General features: G+C 60.8%; 23 protein-coding genes and 2 riboswitches. Of the genes, 12 read left to right on the forward strand and 11 right to left on the reverse strand.

The features are described from left to right. Window positions 1-36: 36 nt before the first annotated feature. Window positions 37-924 carry an SDR family oxidoreductase gene (locus J4721_RS09645; protein ID WP_211002558.1) on the forward strand — a complete coding sequence of 296 codons (888 nt, stop codon included), beginning with the start codon at window positions 37-39 and terminating at the stop codon, window positions 922-924. 176 nt (window positions 925-1,100) lie between these two features. Then, window positions 1,101-1,721, forward strand: a complete 621-nt coding sequence (locus tag J4721_RS09650; RefSeq protein WP_211002557.1) for an NYN domain-containing protein — start codon at window positions 1,101-1,103, stop codon at window positions 1,719-1,721. Here the strand turns inward: J4721_RS09650 and dxs are convergent, their stop codons facing one another. The 6 genes from dxs to J4721_RS09680 form a co-directional block, all read right to left on the reverse strand. Next, on the reverse strand, window positions 1,722-3,650 hold the full coding sequence (gene dxs, locus J4721_RS09655) for a 1-deoxy-D-xylulose-5-phosphate synthase (RefSeq protein WP_211002556.1): 1,929 nt from the start codon (window positions 3,648-3,650) through the stop codon (window positions 1,722-1,724). It lies immediately after the preceding gene. 47 nt (window positions 3,651-3,697) lie between these two features. Further along, a complete protein-coding gene (locus tag J4721_RS09660; RefSeq protein ID WP_102855652.1) occupies window positions 3,698-4,597 on the reverse strand; it encodes a polyprenyl synthetase family protein in 900 nt (299 codons plus the stop codon). 3 nt (window positions 4,598-4,600) lie between these two features. Continuing rightward, the gene (locus J4721_RS09665) at window positions 4,601-4,858 is read right to left on the reverse strand and encodes an exodeoxyribonuclease VII small subunit (protein ID WP_014876300.1); all 258 of its coding nucleotides are present in this window, start codon (window positions 4,856-4,858) and stop codon (window positions 4,601-4,603) included. Beyond that, complete coding sequence (locus tag J4721_RS09670; protein ID WP_211002555.1) at window positions 4,855-5,781, reverse strand: histone deacetylase family protein; 927 nt, start codon at window positions 5,779-5,781, stop codon at window positions 4,855-4,857. Before J4721_RS09670 ends, J4721_RS09665 begins: the two co-directional genes overlap by 4 nt. A gap of 79 nt (window positions 5,782-5,860) precedes the next feature. Then, window positions 5,861-6,562: a response regulator gene (locus J4721_RS09675; RefSeq protein WP_211002554.1), complete on the reverse strand. Its 702-nt coding sequence runs from the start codon at window positions 6,560-6,562 to the stop codon at window positions 5,861-5,863. Beyond that, entirely contained in the window at window positions 6,559-7,071 is a 513-nt protein-coding gene (locus tag J4721_RS09680; protein ID WP_014876297.1) for a MarR family winged helix-turn-helix transcriptional regulator, read from the reverse strand. Before J4721_RS09680 ends, J4721_RS09675 begins: the two co-directional genes overlap by 4 nt. A 158-nt stretch (window positions 7,072-7,229) precedes the next feature. Between J4721_RS09680 and J4721_RS09685 the strand changes: the two genes are divergently transcribed. Continuing rightward, window positions 7,230-8,096, forward strand: coding sequence for a branched-chain amino acid aminotransferase (locus J4721_RS09685; RefSeq protein ID WP_211002553.1), 867 nt, complete (start codon window positions 7,230-7,232; stop codon window positions 8,094-8,096). A 114-nt stretch (window positions 8,097-8,210) separates the two neighbouring features. Here the strand turns inward: J4721_RS09685 and J4721_RS09690 are convergent, their stop codons facing one another. Further along, window positions 8,211-8,639 carry an organic hydroperoxide resistance protein gene (locus tag J4721_RS09690; protein WP_014876295.1) on the reverse strand — a complete coding sequence of 143 codons (429 nt, stop codon included), beginning with the start codon at window positions 8,637-8,639 and terminating at the stop codon, window positions 8,211-8,213. Between the two features lie 119 nt (window positions 8,640-8,758). On the opposite strand from J4721_RS09690, the gene J4721_RS09695 reads away from it, so the two are divergent. Then, window positions 8,759-9,205 carry a MarR family winged helix-turn-helix transcriptional regulator gene (locus J4721_RS09695; RefSeq protein ID WP_102859479.1) on the forward strand — a complete coding sequence of 149 codons (447 nt, stop codon included), beginning with the start codon at window positions 8,759-8,761 and terminating at the stop codon, window positions 9,203-9,205. Window positions 9,206-9,225: 20 nt separating this feature from the next. Here the strand turns inward: J4721_RS09695 and J4721_RS09700 are convergent, their stop codons facing one another. Beyond that, the gene (locus J4721_RS09700; RefSeq protein WP_102884381.1) at window positions 9,226-10,161 is read right to left on the reverse strand and encodes a DMT family transporter; all 936 of its coding nucleotides are present in this window, start codon (window positions 10,159-10,161) and stop codon (window positions 9,226-9,228) included. A 116-nt stretch (window positions 10,162-10,277) separates the two neighbouring features. On the opposite strand from J4721_RS09700, the gene J4721_RS09705 reads away from it, so the two are divergent. Beyond that, on the forward strand, window positions 10,278-11,780 hold the full coding sequence (locus J4721_RS09705) for a malonyl-CoA synthase (RefSeq protein WP_211002552.1): 1,503 nt from the start codon (window positions 10,278-10,280) through the stop codon (window positions 11,778-11,780). A 59-nt stretch (window positions 11,781-11,839) separates the two neighbouring features. On the opposite strand, the gene aroC is transcribed toward J4721_RS09705, so the two are convergent. Continuing rightward, a complete protein-coding gene (aroC, locus tag J4721_RS09710) occupies window positions 11,840-12,946 on the reverse strand; it encodes a chorismate synthase (RefSeq protein ID WP_102884199.1) in 1,107 nt (368 codons plus the stop codon). A gap of 280 nt (window positions 12,947-13,226) precedes the next feature. After that, window positions 13,227-13,319: riboswitch (TPP riboswitch) on the forward strand. A gap of 31 nt (window positions 13,320-13,350) precedes the next feature. Here aroC and thiB point away from each other — a divergent pair. From thiB to J4721_RS09725, 3 genes are read left to right on the forward strand one after another with little or no spacing between them, the layout of a single operon-like run. After that, complete coding sequence (thiB, locus tag J4721_RS09715) at window positions 13,351-14,328, forward strand: thiamine ABC transporter substrate binding subunit (RefSeq protein ID WP_102875829.1); 978 nt, start codon at window positions 13,351-13,353, stop codon at window positions 14,326-14,328. Next, window positions 14,304-15,860 (forward strand): thiamine/thiamine pyrophosphate ABC transporter permease ThiP, encoded by a 1,557-nt coding sequence (locus tag J4721_RS09720; RefSeq protein WP_211002551.1) that lies wholly within the window; start codon window positions 14,304-14,306, stop codon window positions 15,858-15,860. Before thiB ends, J4721_RS09720 begins: the two co-directional genes overlap by 25 nt. Further along, window positions 15,847-16,539 carry an ATP-binding cassette domain-containing protein gene (locus J4721_RS09725; protein WP_211002550.1) on the forward strand — a complete coding sequence of 231 codons (693 nt, stop codon included), beginning with the start codon at window positions 15,847-15,849 and terminating at the stop codon, window positions 16,537-16,539. Before J4721_RS09720 ends, J4721_RS09725 begins: the two co-directional genes overlap by 14 nt. Before the next feature lie 18 nt (window positions 16,540-16,557). On the opposite strand, the gene J4721_RS09730 is transcribed toward J4721_RS09725, so the two are convergent. Continuing rightward, a complete protein-coding gene (locus J4721_RS09730; RefSeq protein WP_014881452.1) occupies window positions 16,558-16,995 on the reverse strand; it encodes a 6,7-dimethyl-8-ribityllumazine synthase in 438 nt (145 codons plus the stop codon). 79 nt (window positions 16,996-17,074) lie between these two features. Then, window positions 17,075-17,281: riboswitch (FMN riboswitch) on the reverse strand. A gap of 135 nt (window positions 17,282-17,416) precedes the next feature. Between J4721_RS09730 and J4721_RS09735 the strand changes: the two genes are divergently transcribed. The 4 genes from J4721_RS09735 (at window position 17,417) to J4721_RS09750 (ending at window position 20,960) form a co-directional block, all read left to right on the forward strand. Further along, window positions 17,417-18,019, forward strand: a complete 603-nt coding sequence (locus J4721_RS09735; RefSeq protein ID WP_211002549.1) for a glutathione S-transferase — start codon at window positions 17,417-17,419, stop codon at window positions 18,017-18,019. A gap of 224 nt (window positions 18,020-18,243) precedes the next feature. After that, window positions 18,244-18,804 (forward strand): ubiquinol-cytochrome c reductase iron-sulfur subunit, encoded by a 561-nt coding sequence (gene petA / locus J4721_RS09740; RefSeq protein ID WP_014876285.1) that lies wholly within the window; start codon window positions 18,244-18,246, stop codon window positions 18,802-18,804. Window positions 18,805-18,815: 11 nt separating this feature from the next. After that, complete coding sequence (gene petB / locus J4721_RS09745) at window positions 18,816-20,150, forward strand: cytochrome b (protein WP_211002548.1); 1,335 nt, start codon at window positions 18,816-18,818, stop codon at window positions 20,148-20,150. A gap of 18 nt (window positions 20,151-20,168) precedes the next feature. Then, window positions 20,169-20,960 carry a cytochrome c1 gene (locus J4721_RS09750; RefSeq protein ID WP_014876283.1) on the forward strand — a complete coding sequence of 264 codons (792 nt, stop codon included), beginning with the start codon at window positions 20,169-20,171 and terminating at the stop codon, window positions 20,958-20,960. 159 nt (window positions 20,961-21,119) lie between these two features. Here the strand turns inward: J4721_RS09750 and J4721_RS09755 are convergent, their stop codons facing one another. Beyond that, window positions 21,120-21,641: a chloramphenicol phosphotransferase CPT family protein gene (locus tag J4721_RS09755; protein WP_211002547.1), complete on the reverse strand. Its 522-nt coding sequence runs from the start codon at window positions 21,639-21,641 to the stop codon at window positions 21,120-21,122. Window positions 21,642-21,650: the final 9 nt, after the last annotated feature.

Here is a 21,650-nt window from a genome sequence, read left to right on the forward strand (position 1 = left end):
CTTGCACCCGCAGAGAGCCACGCGCATCTATGAGCCATGATGAAAACGCTGCTTTGTCTTGGATTTGGCTACACCGCCCGCGCATTGGTTCCCCGGTTGCTTCAGGCCGGTTGGCGGGTCATTGGCACCACCCGGTCAGCCGAGGATGCTGTGCCGGTGCCGGGTGTCGACCTGATCACCTGGCCCGGTGCACCTCTGTCGCTTGATGGGGTGACGCATATCCTGTCGTCGGTGGGACCGACCGAGGCAGGAGACCCGGTGCTGGCGGAACTGGCGGATGCTCTGGCAGCCGCCGCCCGTGGCGACACTTTGGAGTGGGTCGGCTACCTTTCCACCACGGCTGTCTACGGTGATCATGATGGCGCCTGGGTGGATGAGGGCACAGCCGTCACCCCCTCCAGCCAGCGCGGTCGCTGGCGCGCTGCGGCAGAGGCTGATTGGCAGGCTATTCCCGACTTGCCGCTTCATATCTTTCGCCTCGCTGGGATCTACGGCCCCGGTCGCGGTCCCTTTGCCAAGCTGATGGCCGGAAAGGCACGCCGTATCGTGAAACCCGGTCAGGTGTTCTCGCGGATCCATGTGGATGACATTGCGCAAGCGCTAGCCGCCTCGATTGCGCAGCCCGCCCCCGGCGCGATCTACAACCTTTGTGATGATGACCCGGCCCCGCCACAGGATGTGCTGGGCTTTGCCGCCGAGCTGTTGGGCCTGCCGATCCCTGCCGAAGTCCCCTTCGATGAGGCCGGAATGACCCCCATGGCGCGCAGCTTTTATGGTGAAAACAAACGCGTCGCGAACCAGCGCATCAAGGAGGATTTGGGGGTGGAATTGCTCTACCCCACCTACCGCGAAGGCCTGCGCGCGGTCCGCGCTGCCGAGGACCTCGAGACCTTCGTCCCGCCGCAGGAAACGACAGGGGTCTAAGTTTCAGCTTGTAGCTGTTGTTGCAAAAATGACTCTACCAATTCTTAGGACATTCTATATATTGTTAGTCACAGGCACCGGGAGGTGGCTGCATACAAAAATAGACTCCGTATCATTCGCCGTTTATCAAAGTGTATAGGCAGCTATACCGCGAATGTACGGAGTCGACTTTTTTTATGGATCATCGTTACGCAATTTTGGTCGATGGTGGGTTCTTCACTCGAAAACTGTACAAGAAGTTGGGTAACAAACGTCCTGATGTGAAGGATGTGGTTGCAGAAATCGAGAGAATTCGGTTTTCGCCCCTTCTGGCTGATTATGAGCTTCTGAGAACCTATTATTACGATGCCTACCCAGCCACTGGGAAAGTGACTAATCCAATATCAAAAGAAGTGATCAATCTCGTTGATACTCCTGTATTCTCAAAGAACAAATCATTCCTTCAACGTCTAGAGTTGCAGCCTGAAATTTCGCTCCGAGCTGGTGAATTGTCTCCAAGAGGTTTCAAGCTCGGACACTGGGTGTTGAACGATGAGACACTACCTGAACGTCCCCTGACTAAGGACGACTTCGTTTTCGACATTGAGCAAAAGGGTGTGGATTTAAGAATTGGCCTCGATATCGCGAGGTTATCTTTACGCCAGCTTGTTCGAACGATTGTGGTTGTCACTGGCGACAGTGACTTTATCCTTGCATTCAAGTTTGCGCGCCGTGAAGGTGTACGAGTTCTACTTGCTCACATGGGGCATGGTGTCAAACGGGAGCTAAAAGCTCATACGGACGGGTTTATCGAATAGTCAGGCCCGCTTTTCCCCAATCGTCGCCACGCCCAGAACCTCCAGAACCTTGGCTTCGATCTGCGGCGCATTCATGGCGGCGACGGTGTACATATCCGCCGGGCTGGCCTGATCGATGAAGGTGTCGGGCAACACCATGGAGCGGAATTTCAATCCGCTGTCAAAGACGCCCTCTTCTGCCAGAAGCTGCGCCACATGGGAGCCGAAACCGCCCACTGCGCCTTCTTCGATGGTGATCAGCGCATCATGGCTTGCGGCGAGATTTAGGATCATGTCACGGTCCAGCGGTTTGGCAAAGCGGGCATCTGCGATCGTGGGTGTGATCCCCTTCGCCGTCAGCGCCTCAGCCGCCTTTCGCACCTCACCCAGGCGAGTGCCAAATGACAGCAGGGCCACACGTTTACCGTTCTGGATCATCCGGCCCTTGCCGATCTCAAGCACTTCCGGAACCTCCGGCATATCGACGCCTTCGCCTTCACCGCGCGGATAGCGGAAGGCAATGGGGCCGTCGTCATAGGCGGCGGCAGTGGCCACCATATGCGCCAGTTCAGACTCATCCGCAGCGGCCATCACCACCATGCCCGGCAGGTTGGCCATATAGGCAATGTCAAAGCTGCCCGCATGGGTCGCCCCATCCGCGCCGACCAGACCGGCCCGGTCGATGGCAAAGCGGACTGGCAGGCGCTGGATCGCCACGTCATGCACCACCTGATCATAGCCGCGCTGCAGGAAGGTGGAATACATCGCACAGAACGGTTTCATCCCACCAGCGGCCAACGCGGCGGCAAAGGTCACGCCATGCTGCTCGGCAATGCCCACGTCAAAACAGCGCGAAGGGTAGCGCTCAGCCATCAGGCTCAGACCGGTGCCATCGGGCATCGCCGCCGTGACGGCGCAGATCTTGTCATCCTCAACCGCCAGCCGCACCAGCTCCTTGCCAAAGACCGAGGTATAGGAGGGCGCGTTGGAGGGCGCTTTCTTCTGCTCGCCGGTCACCATGTCGAATTTGGCAGTGGCGTGGCCCTTGTCGCGGGCGCGTTCCGCCGGGGCATAACCCTTGCCCTTCTTCGTCAGCACATGGATCAGGATCGGACCGGTGGCGCGGGCCTTCACTGTGCGCAGAACCGGCAGCAGCTGGTCCATATCGTGGCCATCAATCGGCCCAAGGTAAGAAAAGCCCAAGCTTTCAAACAAGGTACCGCCGACGGCCATGCCCTTCAGCATATCTTTGGCGCGCTTGGCACCTTCGCGGAAGGGTTCAGGCAGCAGGGATGCGGCGCCCTTGGCCACGGCTTTCAACTCCTGAAAGGGTTCCTCAGCATAAAGGCGGGACAGATAGGATGACAGCGCCCCAACCGGCGGTGCAATCGACATTTCATTATCGTTCAGGATGACAATCAACCGCTTGCCCAGATGGCCTGCGTTGTTCATCGCCTCAAACGCCATGCCGGCCGACATCGATCCATCGCCGATCACCGCAATGGCGTCGCCCAGCCCCTCGGGCACCACACCACCCAGATCCCGCGCCACGGCAAAGCCAAGCGCGGCACTGATCGAAGTGGAACTATGCGCCGCGCCAAACGGGTCAAAGGGCGATTCCGAGCGTTTGGTGAAGCCGCTCAGCCCGTCCTTCATCCGCAATGTGCGAATGCGGTCGCGTCGACCGGTCAGGATCTTGTGTGGATAGCACTGATGGGACACATCCCAGATGATCTTGTCGCGCGGGGTGTCAAACACCGCATGCAGCGCCGTGGTCAGTTCGACAACACCCAGACCTGCACCCAGATGGCCACCAGTGACCGAGACGGCGGAAATCGTTTCCTGCCGCAGCTCTTGCGCCACCTGCGTCAGCTGCGCGTCACTCAAGGATTTCAGATCTGCCGGGCGGGTGATCTGATCCAGAAGAGGGGTCTGGGGCCGGTCTGACATGGCAGCTCCTTGGGCGTGTTGCTTTGGCGGTGCACGCATTGTGCGGCTCAGCTATCGCGCGAGATAACGAAGCGCGCGGTGTCCTTCAAGGTTTCGGCGGCATCGCCATAGGGTGTCAGCGCATCACAAGCCTGTTCCATCAGGGTTTTGGCGCGCTTTTTCGCGGCGTCCAGCCCCAACAGCGACACAAAGGTGGCCTTGCCCGCATCGGCGTCCTTGCGGACGGCTTTGCCAACCTTTGCGGCATCGCCTTCCACATCCAAGATGTCATCTGCGATCTGAAAGGCAAGGCCAAGCGCATCGGCATAGCGTCGCAGCGGGGCCTCATCCGCGCCAGCCATGACCGCGCCTGCGGTGGCGGACCAGGAAATAAGACAGCCAGTTTTGCGGTTCTGCAGGTGGGTGATTTGTTCCAGATCCAGCGGTCTGGTGGCGGTTTCTGCGGCGATATCCAGCATCTGTCCGGATACCATGCCGTCCTTGCCCGAAGCCTGCGCCAGACCACGGATCAGCGTCAGCCCATGGGGGCCAATCCTGGGGTCGGCGAGCAGTTCAAACGCAAAGGTCTGCAGACTGTCGCCCGCCAGCACGGCCATCGACTCATCCCATTTCCTGTGAACCGTGGGCTGGCCCCGCCGCAGATCGTCATCATCCATGCAGGGCAGATCATCATGCACCAGCGAGTAGGCGTGAATACATTCGATCGCCAGCGCCGCCTCTAGCGCCGCCGCCTCGGCAACGCCATGCAGGCGGGCGCTCTCCAGAACCAGAAACCCGCGCAGCATCTTGCCGCCGGTGACGGCATAGCGCATTGCGGCGTGCAGCGCGTCATCCCCGCCGAGCCGCGCATCCATATGCGTCGTGATACGGGTCTGGGCGTCCTTGAGCGCCTGCGCAAAGGGGCGCACAGGAGCAGGTTGCACGGTGGTATCTGCGGCGGTAACCATGGATCAGCCAGCATCCAGAGGCTGGGTGCCGGTCGGCGTGCCCTTGGCATCCAGCGTGATCGCCGCGACTTTTTCCTCGGCCCGCTTCAGCTCATCCTCGCAACGTTTCTTCAGCTTGGCGCCGCGGTCATATAGCGCGATGGACGCATCCAGTGCCACATCGCCACGTTCCAGCTGGTCCACCACGGTTTCAAGCGCGCGCATGGCCTGCTCAAAGCTCAGCTCTTCAACGGGAGTTTCAGGGGTGGATGTGTCGGTCATGTGCCTGCCTCTATCAATTCTTCCACATGGGCTTTGGCCGCTGCGGCCAGCGCGTTCAGATCATATCCCCCTTCCAAAGTCGAGACGATACGACCGCCGCAAAGCTCCGCCGCCAGCGCGCAGAGTTCGCGGCTGAGCCAGCGAAAATCCTCGGTGCTCCAATTGAGTTCGGCAAGCGGATCGTCCTGATGGGCGTCAAATCCAGCCGAAACAATGATCAGCTCCGGCTTAAAGGCCCGCAGCCGCGGAAAAGCCTGATCAACATAGGCTGCTTTCATCTGCACGCCACCCGATCCGGGCGGCAGGGGCAGGTTCAGGATCTGGCCGTGGACGCCATCTTCCTCCGGGCGGCCCGATCCGGGCCAAAGCGGCATCTGCTGGCTGGAAATGAACAGCGCACGCGGCTCATCCCACAACAAATCCTGTGTGCCGTTGCCGTGATGCACATCGAAATCCACCACGGCCACACGGGCCAACCCGTGGTGATCCAGCGCGTGTTTCGCTGCCAGTGCTGCATTGCCGAAAAAACAGAACCCCATGGCGGTGTCGGTTTCCGCGTGATGGCCGGGCGGGCGTACCGCAGCAAATGCGTTCTGTGCCTCACCGCCCAGTACCATATCCACCGCGCGCACTGCTGCCCCTGCTGCGCGAAACGCCGCATCCAGCGAGCCTGGCGACAGGAAGGTATCCCCATCAATCCGGCCAAACCCCTCCTTCGGTAGCGCCTTGCGCAGATCCGCGAGATAGCTGGCCGGGTGAATGCGCAGGATATCATCCTCTGCCGCCATCGGCGCGGTGACACGGGTCAGCCTCAGCCCCTCAAGCGCATGCAGAACATGCTCCAAACGGCCCACCCGCTCGGGATGGCCCTCGGGCGTCACATGCAGCAGGCAATCTGCGTGGGTTAACAAAGCGGTCGCCATGGCGCGTCCTTTTCTTCTGGCCGGAAATATCCCCGCCGGAGGCATGAAATCGCCGCGCAGCGGCTCCGGAACTCTGGGCCTAATCCGGCGCCAGCATATATCCTGCACCGCGCACCGTCTGCAGATATTGCGGCTGTTTTGGGTTGGGCTCGATCTTGCGCCGCAGCCGGGTGATCTGAACATCCACGGCACGTTCCTGCGCCTGCCCCCGGTCGCGGCCCAGATCTTCCACCAGCTTGGTGCGGCTGACCGGCTCGCCCGGACAGGCGGAGAAGATCTTCATCAGCTGGTTTTCCGTGCCGGTCAGGCGGATCAGCTCCTCGCCCTGCCACATCTCGCCGCGCTCAATATCATAGCGGATTGATCCCAGATGCAGCACCTTGGGGGCGGCTTCGCTGGCGGCTGGCTCTGGCATCCGTCGCAGGATCGCATTGATCCGTAACAGCAGCTCCTTGGGTTCGAACGGTTTGGACAGATAGTCATCCGCGCCGGCTTCCAGCCCTTCGATGCGGTCTTCGGTCTCGCCCTTCGCCGTCAAAAGCAGAATCGGTGTGGCGATGGTTTCGCGCAGCGACCGGGTGAGAGAGATCCCATCCTCGCCCGGCATCATCACATCCAGCACGATCAGATCGAAATCCAGCCCCGACAGAACCCGCCGGGCATGGGCCGCATCGCGCGCGGCGGTGACCAGAAACCCGGCCCGCATCAGGAATTTCTTCAACAGGCCACGGATGCGTTCATCATCATCGACAATCAGAAGGTGGGAATCGAACTGGGTCATGTGCCACTCTCCCGCAGCTTGGCATAAGCACGGCGCATATCGGAATCCATCATCGCCTCCAGCACCCGTTTGAAACCCTGAACCGCCTCTGGTCCGGCATCCTTATACGCGGTGCGCATCCGGGCACGCTGGGCATCCGACAGGGTGGCCTCCAATGCGCGCCCCTTATCGGTCAGGAACAGATGCCGTTCCCGTTTATCGGTGACCCCAACCCGGCTCTCGACCAGGCCGTCGCCGATCAGCGCCCGGAGCACTCGGTTCAACGACTGTTTGGTCACCCCGAGAATGGACAGCAAATTGTTCACCGTCGTTCCTGGTGCCCGATTGATGAAGTGAATGGCCCGATGGTGCGCCCGGCCATAGGCCATCTCCGCCAGGATCCGATCCGGGTCTGCGGTAAACCCGCGATAGGCAAAGAACATCGCTTCGATGCCCTGCCGCAACTGCTCATCCGTCAGAAACAGCAGGCTTTCGCCGCCAAATCCCTGCCCCGGTCGCCCTTCTGCCATGGGTCTCTCCCTGTTGTGCTGAGGTCATTTTAAGTCAGCGTTGTTGACATTCCAAGTCCGAAGATGTATCGAATCGCAGGTTTAGCGCAATATTATGTCCGAACCGGTCATATACGGCGCAACTTATGGAAATTTGGCGAGACATTAGGAGGTGCGCCATGGCAGGTTATGATGATCGGGACGGTTTGATCTGGATGGATGGTGAGATGGTCAACTGGCGCGATGCCAAGGTCCACATCCTCAGCCATGCGATGCATTACGCCTCCTCCGTCTTCGAGGGAGAGCGGGCCTATAACGGCAAAATCTTCAAAAGCCGCGAACATTCCGAGCGGTTGATCGCCTCGGCAGAAGCGCTGGATATGCCGATGCACTACACCGTCGATCAGATCGAAGCGGCGAAGGAGGAAACCCTGAAAGCCTCCGGTCTGCAGGATGCCTATGTGCGGGCGGTTGTATGGCGTGGCTCGGGCGAGGATATGGGTGTCGCGTCGGCGAAAAACCCGGTGCGCATGGCCATCGCGGTCTGGGGCTGGGGCGCCTATTACGGCGATGCCAAGATGCAGGGCGCCAAGCTGGACATCGCAGAGTGGAAACGCCCAAGCCCGGAAACGATCCCGGTGCACGCCAAGGCCGCGGGCCTCTACATGATCTGCACCATCTCGAAGCACAAAGCCGAGGCCAAGGGCTGCTCGGATGCGCTGTTCATGGACTATCGCGGCTACGTGGCCGAGGCGACTGGCGCCAATATCTTCTTCGTGAAGGATGGTGAGGTCCACACGCCGAAACCCGACTGTTTCCTGAATGGTATCACCCGCCAGACCGTGATCGGCATGCTGAAGGATCGCGGCATCACCGTGCATGAACGCCACATCATGCCGGAAGAGTTGGATGGGTTCGAACAGTGTTGGCTGACCGGCACCGCAGCAGAGGTTACTCCCGTTGGCCAGATCGGCCCGCATAGCTTTGAAGTGGGGGAACTGACCCAAGATATCGCCAAGGCTTATGAAGAGCTGGTGCGCAGCTGATCATCCAGCCGTTTCAGATCCAGTTAAAATGCAAAAGCGGGGAGTAACCTCCGCGCTTTTTCCGTATGAGCCCGGTCCCTGCGTGCAAGGGCCGGGCGCGAATCAGAACAGGTATCAGACCAGTTCAGTTGTGACGGTCACATTGCCGCGCACGGCGTTGGAATAGGGGCAGATCTTGTGGCCCGCCTCGGTCACGGCCTTTGCCTCCTCGGGGGAGAGGCCGGGCAGCGCCACCTTCAGTGCTACGGTCAGACCAAAACCGCCCTCGTCACGCGGGCCAATGCCAACCTCAGCGTGGACCGACACATCATTCGGGACCTTGGCCAGGCTGTCGTCCTGCGTGGTCGCGAATTTCATCGCGCCGATGTAGCAGGCCGCATAGCCTGCTGCGAACAGCTGCTCGGGGTTGCTGCCGTTGCCGCCACCACCCATCTCCTTGGGTGGATCCAGATCAAAGCTGAGGTCGCTGTCGTGAATGCTGGCCTTGCCATCGCGGCCACCGGTTGCAGTGGCTGATGCGGTATAGACGGGGGAGACGCTCATGGCGGGATCCTTTCCTGTGTCACTGTCGGAGTTGTTTATATCGTGTGCGATATAAGTGGGCCTCCTTGTGCCAACGTCAAGTCCTTGCAGATGGATCGTGCGCGATTTAAATTACCTCCATGACAGATGCGCCTCTTCCTGACATCCCGGATACGCCGGATCTGCTGTGTTTTGCGATCTATTCGGCAAATCACGCGTTGACCCGGCTTTATCGTCCTTTGCTGGCGCCTTTAGGGCTGACCTACCCGCAATATCTGGTGTTGATCTCGCTCTATCATGCTGACGGGCAGACAGTCGGGGCGTTGGGCCAGCGGCTGGATCTGGAGACCAATACGCTGACGCCCTTGCTGAAACGGATGGAGGTTGCGGGTTTCCTGTCACGGGTCCCCAACCCTGAAGATGACCGCAGCCGATTGGTGCAGCTGAGCGCAAAAGGCCGGGACCTTGCGGTGCGGGCGGGCGAGATCACCGCCTGCGCGGTTGAGGAGATGGGCGGCGATCTTCAGGATATTCTGGACCTGCGCGACAGGGTCAATGCGCTGCGGGCACGAATGGCGGCCAAGTAGAGCACGGCGCAGGCCGTGGTTTACCCTTTCGGATCGGTGACAGACCGCGCCTTGCCGCGTTCCAGCCCCAACCGGCTTTCGCGCCAGATCACCAGCACATTGCCCGCGATCACCAGCCCGGCCCCGATCAGCATCACCAACGTTGGCAGTTCATTGAACCAGATGTAGCCCAGCAGGATTGCAAACAGCATTGAGGAATAGTCGTACGGCGCCAGCATGGAGGCGGGGGCAAACCGATAAGAGGAGGTGACCAGAATCTGCGCCACCCCGCCAACCAGCCCGGCGCCGATCAGCAGCGCCAGCGTGACGGGGTCAGGCCAGACCCAGCCAAAAGGCAGCGTGCAGAGCGACAGAATCGACGCGGTGAGCGAGAAATAGAACACGATGGCTGCGGTATGCTCTGTCATCACCATGCGGCGGATGTGGATCTGCACCAGCCCCCGCGCCACGGTTGCGATCAGGATCAGGATCGCCCCCAGTGTGGCTGTATCGCCAAGGTTGCCGCTGCCCAATCGGGGCCAGAGCATCACCAGAACCCCGATCAATCCAATGGTCACGGCACTGATGCGGATCAGCCTGATCCGCTCGCCCAGCAATAGGGCCGCCAGAATGAGTGTGAAGATCGGAGTCGCATAGCCAATCGCCGTGACCTCGGGCAGGGGTAACATCCCCAGCCCCATGAAGGTCATGCCCATCGCCGTCGTCCCGAGTATTCCGCGCAGGAAATGGCCACCGGGACGGGTTGTCTTTAGTCCGCGGGGCAGCTCCCCGCGCAGGGTCAGCCAGACCAGTATCACCGGAATCGCAAAAAACGACCGGAAAAACACGGCCTCACCGGCAGGGACCACATCGGATGTTGCCTTGATGATCGCGGCCAGCCCTGTGAACAGGGCAATCGCCGCCAGTTTCAGCGCGATGGCCCGGCCCGGTTGATGCGATGTTAAGGATTTCACCATGCGCAGACCCTGCGCCCAAGCGTCGGAAAGTGCAACGGGTTGATTTTCCCACCCGGCTTTGTCCAAGGTCACGCAACGCTGCAACCATCCGTCGCCCCGCTGCAAGGAGTCCTTCAATGTATGACGCCAATCCTCTGATCCGCCACCTGCGTGCTGCGTCCCTAGATCGCGAGGACGCCCTGTTTGCCACTCGTCCCGGAGCGGATCCGGTTGGCTATGGCGAACTGTTTGCGGGTGCGGAACGTATGGCAGCCGCACTTGTTTCACGTGGAGTTGCGCCGGGCGATCGTGTGGCTGCGCAGGTGGACAAATCCCTCGCCGCGATTCAGCTCTATCTGGGTACGGTGATGGCCGGGGCAATCTTTCTGCCGCTCAATCCGGCCTACACCGAAGCTGAGCTTGCCTATTTCATCGGGGATGCCACGCCGCGCGTGTTTGTTTGTGACCCTGTGCGGCGTGAGAGTTTGCGCGCCGTGGCGGGCGAGGCCACAGTATTGACGCTGGATGGGGAAGGGCAGGGCAGCCTTGCGGATCTGGCGGCTGGGCACGCGGGGTTCGAACCGATTGAGCGGAAACCATCGGATCTGGCGGCAATCCTTTATACCTCGGGCACCACGGGCCGGTCCAAAGGGGCGATGCTCAGCCATGAAAACCTCTATTCCAACTCACTGACCCTACGCGACTACTGGCAGTTCACCGCCGAAGATGTGCTAATCCATGCACTGCCGATCTTTCACACGCACGGTCTGTTCGTTGCCACCAATGTGGCCCTTCTGGCGGGGGCACAGGTGGTGCTGTTGCCGACATTTGATGCGGAGGCGATCCTTGCCGCGATGCCAAATGCAACGGCGCTGATGGGGGTTCCGACCTTCTACACGCGGCTTTTGGCGGACGCGCGGCTGACCCCGGATCTGGCGGCCAATATGCGGCTGTTCATCTCGGGGTCCGCTCCGCTTTTGGTGGAGACACATGAGCAATGGGAGGCCCGTACCGGTCACCGTATTCTGGAGCGCTACGGGATGACCGAAACCAATATGAGCACCTCAAACCCCTATGATGGAGCGCGGGTTGCGGGCACTGTTGGCCCGCCGCTGCCAGGGGTTGAGGCGCGGGTGACGCTGGACAATGCGGAGATCCCGCTGGGCGAAATTGGCGTGCTGGAAGTGCGCGGCCCGAATGTGTTTCAGGGTTACTGGCAGATGCCGGAGAAAACCGCCGAGGAACTGCGCCCGGATGGCTGGTTCATCACCGGCGATCTCGCCAAGATCGACAGCAACGGCTACGTCACCATCGTGGGACGGGAAAAGGATCTGGTGATATCCGGTGGCTTCAACGTCTACCCGAAGGAGGTCGAGACGCTGATCGACGATTTGCCCGGCGTATTGGAAAGTGCGGTGATCGGCGTGCCGCATCCCGATTTCGGCGAGGCCGTTGTGGCCGTGGTGGTCCCGACAGAGGAAGGCACCGATGCTGCATCCATCCAAGCGGCGCTGTCGGAACATCTGGCAAAGTTCAAACGGCCCAAGCATATCGCACTGATGGATGAGCTGCCGCGCAACACCATGGGTAAGGTGCAGAAAAAAGCGCTGCGCGAGACATTCGCCCAGCTGTTTACCTGATTACAGGGGGGGGGGCGCCGCCGTCTCGCGTCTGACCTTGGCGGTGAACGGAGACAGGATTAGCCGCCGATGTGGCCCTGATTCTCGCCCACTTGCCCGCGATGCAGCAACAAGTGATCCAGGATCACGCAGGCCATCATTGCCTCTGCCACCGGCACTGCACGGATGCCTACACAGGGGTCATGGCGGCCCTTGGTGATGACTTCGGCGGCGCTGCCATCTTTGCGGATTGATTGGCGCGGTGTCAGGATTGATGACGTGGGTTTGACCGCAAAGCGCACCACGACATCCTGCCCGGTGGAAATCCCGCCCAGAATGCCGCCCGCATGGTTCGACGAATAGACCGGCTGGCCATCCTCGCCGAGGAAAATCTCATCGGCGTTTTCAGAGCCTTTCAGAAGTGCGGCGTTCATGCCTTCGCCGATCTCGACGGCTTTCACCGCGTTGATCGACATCATCGCTGCGGCCAGATCGGTGTCCAGCTTGCCATAGATCGGTGCGCCGATGCCTGCGGGCACGCCTCGGGCGACAACCTCAATCACAGCGCCAACTGAATCGTGTTCCTTGCGCAGCCCTTGTAGGTAATTTTCCCAGTCCTGAACGGCGCCGGCATCCGGGATCCAGAAATCATTCTGGTCGATGGCGTCCCAGTCAAAGCGGCTGCGGTCGATTTCCATCTCGCCCATCCGGGTCATGTAGCCTTTGATCTCCAGCCCTGGCACCAGCGATTTGATCACCTCCCGAGCAACACCGCCAGCGGCCACGCGGGCCGCCGTTTCGCGGGCGGAGGAACGCCCGCCGCCACGATAGTCGCGGTTGCCGTATTTCTGGAAATAGGTGATGTCGGCATGGCCGGGGCGGAAGGTCTGGGCGATATCGCCGTAATCCTTGGAGCGCTGATCGGTGTTTTCGATCATCAACTGAATCGGTGTGCCGGTCGATTTGCCCTCGAACACACCAGAGAGGATTTTGACCGCGTCAGGTTCGTTGCGCTGGGTCATGTTCTTGTTCTGACCGGGGCGGCGTTTGTCGAGCCACTGCTGCAGCATCTCGGCATCGACCGGGACATTGGGCGGGCAGCCATCAACCGTCGCACCCAGAGCGGGTCCGTGGCTTTCGCCCCAGGTGGTGACGCGGAACAAATGGCCAAAGCTGTTGATCGACATGGGCGCGGTCTCCTTTGCGGGATTGCTTAGCGGGGGAAGGCGGCTCTCTCAAGGGCTTTCCTGTGTTGCTCAGCTCGTTGGGGGCGCTGCCCCCGCCACCCCTTGGGCGGCTCCCCCGGGATATTTCCGGCCAGAAGATGGGGCGTGTTTACCTTGCAGAAAGGACAGGCAGACTCCCCCAATGTTTCGCGTGCGAAACAATTGGTCAGCCCTACTGTCGTTCTTTGAGCATATGCAAGGCGGCTATCGCTTGTCTTTCGCGGGCCTGCCGCTTAGGGTCCGCGCCACCTCGGGGTGCGCCTTCGGTGCTGAGATCACACCCGTAGAACCTGAACCGGCTAGAACCGGCGGAGGGAAGGTATGGACTGGCTCCTCCCTTGCCCCTCGTCGCGATGGAGGATGCCATGAAACATCTTGTACTTGCAGCGGGACTGCTGGGCGCTACGGCAGCCTATGCCGATACGCCTGAATTGATTGTCTATACATACGACAGCTTCGTCTCTGACTGGGGACCGGGTCCGGCCGTCGAGAAAGCCTTTGAGGCGACCTGTGGCTGTGATCTGAAACTGGTCGGCGCAGGCGACGGCGCGGCGCTGCTGGCGCGGGTGAAGCTGGAGGGCGCACGCTCTGACGCTGATGTGGTGCTGGGGCTCGATACCAATCTGACCGCAGCGGCCAAGGCGACAGGTCTGTTTGCGGATCATGCGGTCAGTGCCGATTATGCGCTGCCCTTCGCCTGGGAGGACGCCACTTTCGCCCCTTATGACTGGGGCTATTTTGCCTTCGTTCACAAGGCGGGAATGGACGCGCCTGCGAATTTTGCCGAGCTGGCCGAAAGTGATCTGAAGATCGTCATTCAGGATCCGCGCTCGTCTACGCCGGGTCTGGGGTTGTTGATGTGGGTGAAAGCGGCCCATGGCGACAAGGCGCCTGAGATCTGGGACGGGCTGGCGGACAATGTGCTGACCGTGACCAAAGGTTGGTCCGAAGCCTATGGTCTGTTCCTGGAGGGGGAGGCCGATATGGTGCTGTCCTATACCACCTCGCCCGCCTATCATCTGATTGCTGAGGAAGATGACAGCAAGGCGGCAGCGGTGTTTGACGAAGGTCACTACATGCAGGTCGAAGTTGCCGGCAAGCTCGCGAACAGTGACCAGCCGGAGCTTGCGGATCAGTTCCTTGCCTTCATGGTGTCGGACGCATTCCAGTCGGTCATCCCGACCACCAACTGGATGTATCCGGCAGTGACCCCGGTTGATGGGTTGCCCAAAGGGTTTGAGACTCTGGTGGCACCGGAAAAATCGCTGCTGCTGAGCGAAGATGAGGCTGCGGCGCTGCGCGATGTGGCGCTGGACGAATGGCTGACCGCGCTCAGCCGTTAAGATCCCGTTGGGGTCTGGGCGTCGCTGCCTGTGTGGCGGCGCTGATCCTTGGGGCACTGGCCGCAGTGGTCTGGCGCGCCGAGGTTGGGCGCGGGCTTGGGTTTGCTGATTGGGCTGCTATTCGGTTCACTGTAATGCAGGCGGTGCTCTCGGCTGTTGTCAGCGTGGTGCTGGCGGTGCCGGTTGCCCGGGCGCTGGCGCGGCGGCGATTCCCGGGACGGCGCCTGCTGATCGCCCTCATGGGGGCACCGTTTATCCTGCCGGTGATCGTGGCAATCCTTGGCATTCTTGCGGTATTTGGCCGCTCCGGCTGGCTGAGCGGTTTTCTGGGCCTGTTCGGGTTTGAGCCGGTGCAGATCTATGGGTTGCACGGAGTTGTGCTGGCGCATGTGTTTTTCAATCTGCCACTGGCGACGCGACTGATCCTGCAGGGCTGGCAAGAGATCCCGGCAGAGAGGTTTCGGCTGGCGGCGCAGATCAATGCAGACAGTCGAGCGATGTGGCAGCTGCTGGAGGCGCCGATGCTGCGGCAGGTGGTGCCCGGCGCGCTGGCGGTGGTGTTTGCGATCTGCCTGTCAAGCTTTGCTGTGGCGCTGACGCTGGGGGGCGGGCCGCGGGCCACCACCATTGAACTGGCAATCTATCAGGCGTTTCGATTTGATTTTGATCTGGGCCGCGCGGCGATGTTGTCCGGGGTTCAACTGTTGTTGACCGGTGGCGCGGCGCTGGTGGCCCTGCGGGTGGCCACGGGGGAAGGCTTTGGCGCGGGACTGGACCGCCCGGTACGGCGCTGGGACGGGCGGGGGAGCTTTGTACGCCTCGCGGACGCAATATGCATCATCGGTGCTGCGGTGTTTTTGTTGCTTCCGCTGAGCGCAATTGTGATCGCTGGCCTGCCGGGACTGGTGTCGATGGGAACGTCGGTCTGGTTGGCGGCGGTGTATTCGGCGCTGATTGCCGGGGTCAGCACGCTGGTGTTGCTGGCGATGGCTTTGCCGATGGCGGTTGCCGTGGCGCTGGGCCGGGGTGGGCTGGTGGAGCTGTCGGGCCTGTTGGGGCTGGCAGTGTCGCCACTGGTGATCGGCACCGGCCTGTTTATTCTGATCTATCCTGTGGCGGATCCCTTTGCACTGGCTTTGCCGGTGACGGCAATGGTCAATGCGCTGATGTCGCTGCCCTTTGCCCTGCGCATTCTGGTGCCGCGCGTGCGCGAGATCCTGGCGCGTTACGGCCGTCTGGCGATGTCACTCGACATGCGGGGGTGGGTGTTTGTCTGGCGTGTGCTGCTGCCCCGGCTGCGCCCGCAGATTGGCTTTGCCGCCGGGTTGGCGGCCGCGCTGTCGATGGGCGATCTCGGCGTCATTGCGCTGTTTGCCGATTCTGAAACAGCAACCTTGCCCTTGCAGGTCTATCGTCTGATGGGGGCTTACCGGATGGAGGCAGCCTCGGGTGGGGCGCTCTTGCTTTTGTGCCTGTCCATGGGAGCGTTTTACATTCTCGACCGGGGAGGTCGTCGCCATGCTGAGACTTGAGAACTGCCGATTGGATAACGGCGGCTTTATCGTGCGCGCGGATCTGTCGGTTGCGGCGGGTCAGCGGGTGGCGGTGATTGGCCCCTCTGGTGCGGGCAAGACCACGCTGATCGAGGCCATCGCGGGGTTTGTTCCGATCACGGCCGGAACGCTGTCCTGGCAGGGGCGCGCGCTGACCGATGTATTGCCGGGGGAGCGGCCGATCGCGATGCTGTTTCAGGACGGCAATCTGTTTCCGCATCTGAGCGTGGCGCAAAACGTGGGTATTGGGATCCGCCCGAATCTGCGCCTGAGTGCTGAGGAGCAGGACAAGGTGCGCGCAGCGATTGCGCGGGTGGGATTGGCGGGTATGGAAGATCGCAAACCCGCCGCGCTTTCGGGGGGACAGCAGAGCCGCGTGGCGCTGGGACGCGTATTGGTGCAGGGGCGCGATCTGTTGCTGCTGGATGAGCCTTTCGCGGCACTTGGACCTGCGCTGAAGGCGGAAATGCTGGATCTGGTGGCAGAACTGGCGGCAGAGACCGGGGCCACGGTGCTGATGGTCAGCCATGATCCTGCGGATGCGCGCCGGATTGCCGGTCAGGTGGTGTTGGTGGCGGAGGGTGAAGCCCACCCGCCAATGGCGACGGCGGAGTTGCTGGACAATCCGCCGCCTGCGCTGAAGGCCTATCTGGGATAGGCCCTCTCGCCTGAAGGGTCAGGCGCCAAACGCCTCTTTGCGGGTCTTGGTAATCATCAGCGCCGCATTGGCCGCCTCGCGTCCCTTGTCGACGAAATGAGCGCGGTAGATGGCGTTGTGATGATCGGTTTCCTGATAGTGGTGTGGCGTCAGCGAGACGGACAGGACGGGCACGCCAGTCTCCATGCCTGCCTGCATCAGGCCATCCACCACAGCCTGTGCCACAAAATCGTGGCGATAGATGCCGCCATCCACCACAAAGGCAGCGCAGGCGATGGCATCGTATTTGCCGGTCTTGGCCAGTTCTTTGGCCAGAAGCGGCATTTCAAAGGCGCCGGGAACATCAAACACGTCGATCTGCTCGGCGGGGATCAGCTCCTGAAAGCCCTCCAGCGCGCGATCAACGATATCGGAATGCCAGTGCGCCTTGATGAAGGCAAATCGGGTGTGTGTCATTGTGGTATCTCCTATAGGTTTGACACGTCACCCAAGGCGATCACGAGTGATGAGGGCACACGTCCCCCGTGGCCCTGTCACACGTTCTCTTCCATCCGGACTATGACCGTCGGCTCTGGAGTTGCACCAGATCTGCTAGACATCATTTCCAGCGTGTTCACAGCCTGCAGAATGGGAACCGGTTTTCGGTTCAAGCTGTGACGTCACTCAAAATGACCGCTCGCGGGCTTACGGGGCTGGCCCGCTTACCGCCGGTGGGGAATTTCACCCCGCCCTGAGAACAGCGCGACCATGGCGGCAAGACAGGTCAAAGGCAAGAGAAAGAGCGCCGGTGCCGCGCGGCAAAGGGGGGTTTTCCTACCGGCCTGCGCAGCTAGAGTGGAACGCGACTGGCCAGATTATCATTAAAAGGACATTCGACATGAAACTCTATCACGCGCCGACCTCTCCCTATGTACGCAAGGTCATGGTGCTGCTGCACGAGACCGATCAGTTGGCAGATGTGGAGCTGCGCCCGGTTGCCACGACGCCGATCTCTCCGGCCAGTGATCTGAGGGCGGCCAATCCGCTGGCGAAGATCCCGGCGCTGGAGCGGGCCGATGGTGCTACGCTTTATGACAGCCGGGTGATCTGCGCCTATCTGGCAGACCGCGCTGGCAATGCGCTTTATGCTGGCGGTTGGGACACGCGGGTGCTGGAGGCGACGGCGGATGGTATTATGGAGGCGGCTGTATTGCTGTCCTATGAAAAGCGTCTACGTCCCGCAGACAAGCAGTGGCCCGAGTGGATCGAAGGGCAGAGCAGCAAGGTGCTGGGGGGCTGTGCTGCGCTGAACACCCGCTGGATGTCACATTTGCAAGGCCCCTTGCGGATTGGCCAGATCGCGGTCGCCTGTGCGCTGGCCTATGTGGATTTCCGCCACCCGGATATGGGGTGGCGCAACGGCAATGAGGCGCTGGCAGAGTGGTTTGCCGCATTCGATTCGCGCCCGTCGATGCAGGCGACACGCCCGCCGGAAAGCTGAGATCTGGCGCAGGTGGCCCCTTGAATTCGGGGGTGCCTGCGCAAATATGTAAGGCTGTTTGCAACAGTTGTGCATAATTACTTGCGGATGCGTCCATCTGCGCGCCTATGACCGCTGGACGAAAGCCCTTCTCCCCGCTAGATACCCGCGATGAGTCACTGCGTTCTTTGCGCAGTGAATGCGCATGTTTGCCCTAAACGGGCGCTGGAATTGGAGAAAACCTCGTGTCCCACGCAGAAGACAACGAAGGAACCCGGAGAGATTTCCTCTACTACGCCACTGCCGGCGCCGGGGCAGTGACTGCGGGTGCCGCAATTTGGCCCCTGGTCAACCAGATGAACCCCTCGGCTGACGTTCAGGCTCTGTCCTCGATCATCGTGGATGTGAGCGGCGTTGAAGTCGGGACTCAGCTCTCGGTTATGTTCCTTGGCAAGCCGGTGTTCATTCGCCGCCGTACCGAGGAAGAAATCGAAGAAGCCCGTGCTGTCGATCTGGCGGAACTGCCTGATCAGCAGGACCGCAATGCGAACAAACCTGGTCTGGACGCATCCGACGAAAACCGCACCCTGGATGACGCTGGCGAATGGCTGGTGATGATGGGTGTGTGTACCCACCTCGGTTGCGTGCCGCTGGGTGACGGTGCAGGCGATTTCAACGGCTGGTTCTGCCCCTGCCATGGTTCGCACTACGACACTGCCGGTCGTATCCGCAAAGGCCCCGCACCCGAGAACCTGCCGGTTCCGGCCGCGGAGTTCATCGACGAAACCACCATCCAACTGGGATAAGGGAGGCACATATGTCCGGCATTCCGCACGATCATTACGAGCCGAAAACCGGTGGCGAGAAGTGGCTTCACAGCCGTCTGCCCATCGTCGGCCTGATCTACGACACCATCATGATCCCCACGCCCAAGAACCTGAACTGGTTGTGGATTTGGGGCATCGTCCTGGCCTTCTGTCTGGCCCTGCAAATTGTCACCGGTATCATTCTGGTGATGCATTACACCCCGCATGTGGATCTGGCGTTTTCCTCCGTTGAGCACATCATGCGCAACGTGAACGGCGGCTTTATGATCCGCTACCTGCACGCCAATGGCGCGTCGCTGTTCTTTATCGCGGTCTATATCCACATCTTCCGTGGCCTCTACTACGGCTCCTACAAGGCGCCGCGCGAGATCACGTGGATCATCGGTATGCTGATCTATCTGATGATGATGGGCACCGCATTCATGGGCTATGTTCTGCCCTGGGGTCAGATGTCCTTCTGGGGCGCGACCGTGATCACCGGCCTGTTTGGCGCGATCCCGTTTATCGGCGAGCCGATCCAGACCCTGCTTCTGGGTGGTCCGGCCGTGGACAATGCCACGCTGAACCGCTTCTTCTCGCTGCACTACCTGCTGCCGTTTGTGATTGCCGGTCTCGTGATCGTCCACATCTGGGCGTTCCACACCACGGGCAACAACAACCCGACCGGTGTTGAGGTGCGTCGTGGCTCCAAGGAAGAAGCTAATAAAGACACGCTGCCGTTCTGGCCTTATTTCGTGATCAAGGATTTCCTTGGTCTGGCGGTCGTGCTGGTGATCTTCTGGGCCATCGTTGGCTTTATGCCGAACTACCTCGGGCATCCGGACAACTACATCGAGGCCAACCCGCTGCAGACCCCTGCGCATATCGTTCCGGAGTGGTACTTCCTGCCGTTCTACGCGATCCTGCGGGCCTTCACCTCTGAAGTCTGGGTTGTGCAGATCGCGTCCTTCGTCACCGGTGGTATCGTGGATGCGAAGTTCTTTGGTGTTCTGGCGATGTTTGGTGCGATTGCAGTGATGGCGCTGGCGCCTTGGCTGGACACCAGCCGCGTGCGCTCCGGTCGTTTCCGCCCGCAGTTCAAATGGTGGTTCCTCTTGCTGGTCATCGACTTCTTCGCCCTGATGTGGCTGGGTGCGATGCCTGCGGAAGAACCCTTTGCGTCGATCTCCCTGGTCGCTTCGGCTTATTGGTTCGGCTACTTCCTGGTCATTCTGCCCCTGCTGGGCGTGATCGAGAAGCCGCTGGCCATTCCGGAGACCATCGAAGCCGATTTTGATGCCCATTATGGCAAGAAATCTGGCGCTGACGCCACGCCGGCTGAGTAATTGAGAAGGACAGCAACCATGTTGAAAAAACTTGCAACCGGTGCCGCCTTCGCTCTGGCGCTCGTTCCTGCCGCATCTTTTGCGGCAGGCGGAGCAGGCCATGTCGAAGACTACGACTTCTCTTTTGAAGGCCCGTTCGGCACCTATGACACCAACCAGCTGCAGCGCGGCTTGCAGATCTACACCGAGGTCTGCGCGGCCTGCCACGGTCTGAAACAGGTGCCGCTGCGCACGCTGGCAGACGAGGGCGGACCGAACCTGCCTGCGGATCAGGTCCGTGCGTATGCGGCTGATAACTTCAGTGTTTATGATCCGGAACTGGATGAGGACCGCCCGGCGAAGCCGACGGATCACTTCCCGGAGAACAACAACGCTGGTGCTCCTGACCTGTCGCTGATGGCGAAGGCGCGCGCAGGCTTCCACGGGCCCTATGGTCTGGGTCTGAACCAGATGTTCAAAGGCATGGGTGGCGCCGAATATATCGCCTCTCTGCTGGCGGGCTACACTGGTGAAACCAAGGAAGAAGCGGGCACCACTTTCTATGAGAACACCGCCTTCCCGGGTGGCTGGATCTCCATGGCGCCGCCGATTTCGGATGAGCAGGTCGAGTTCATCGATGGCGCGCCGACAGATGTGGAAAGCCTGTCTCAGGACGTCGCGGCTTTCCTGATGTGGACCGCAGAGCCGAAGATGATGGCACGCAAGCAGGCTGGTTTTGTCGGCGTGCTGTTCCTGACGCTGCTGTCGGTGCTGCTGTATCTGACCAACAAGCGCCTCTGGGCGCCGCATAAAGGCAAGAAAACCAGCTAAGCCGGTTATGTCTTCAAGAACAATAAACCCCCGCATGGTCCTGCCCTGCGGGGGTTTCCTTTTTGATCCTCAAGATGGGGCGCTGCCCCTCTGCCCTGCGGGCATTCACCCCGGAGTATTTTGGGAAAGATGACGGGGCAGGGCGCGCTGAGGCTGCTGTCAGGCGAAGAAGCGGGAGCGGGGTCTTGGGGTTTCTAGATGCCTGAAGAGGGTTCGGGCCATGTCTGCGGCTGGGGTGCTGCCGTCAAATTCCTGGTCATATCGGAGCCCATCATGGACATGCGCCGCATCTCGTGCGGCGCTGCCTGCTGGTCTGTTGCCTCGGACCCTCTCGCGCTGATTGAGCGTCGCGAGCGGCGGGCGCAACCCGATGAAGACAATGTCATGGTGGCTCAGCAGGGCCTGTAGCTCAGCGTGCCAGCCGGGGGTGTCGAGGATATGTTCGATGATCAGGTCGTTCCCGGCCTCGGCAAAGCCGGCAATCATGCGGTGGAAGCCGGCGAAGAACGCCGGACGCGCTGTGCGCCAATCGGGATAATCCGCAGGCCGCCAGGCGCCACTGTCGCGCAGGTGATCAATGGAAAGATGCAGGAAAGGCCGCGAAGCCTGATCCCGCAATGCGGTTGCAAGCGTGGATTTGCCGCTGCTGGAGGCGCCATGGAGGAAGAGGATGAGAGCCATTGATGAGTC

This window comes from Phaeobacter sp. HS011 (genome assembly GCF_018101215.1).
Classification (GTDB): domain Bacteria; phylum Pseudomonadota; class Alphaproteobacteria; order Rhodobacterales; family Rhodobacteraceae; genus Phaeobacter; species Phaeobacter inhibens.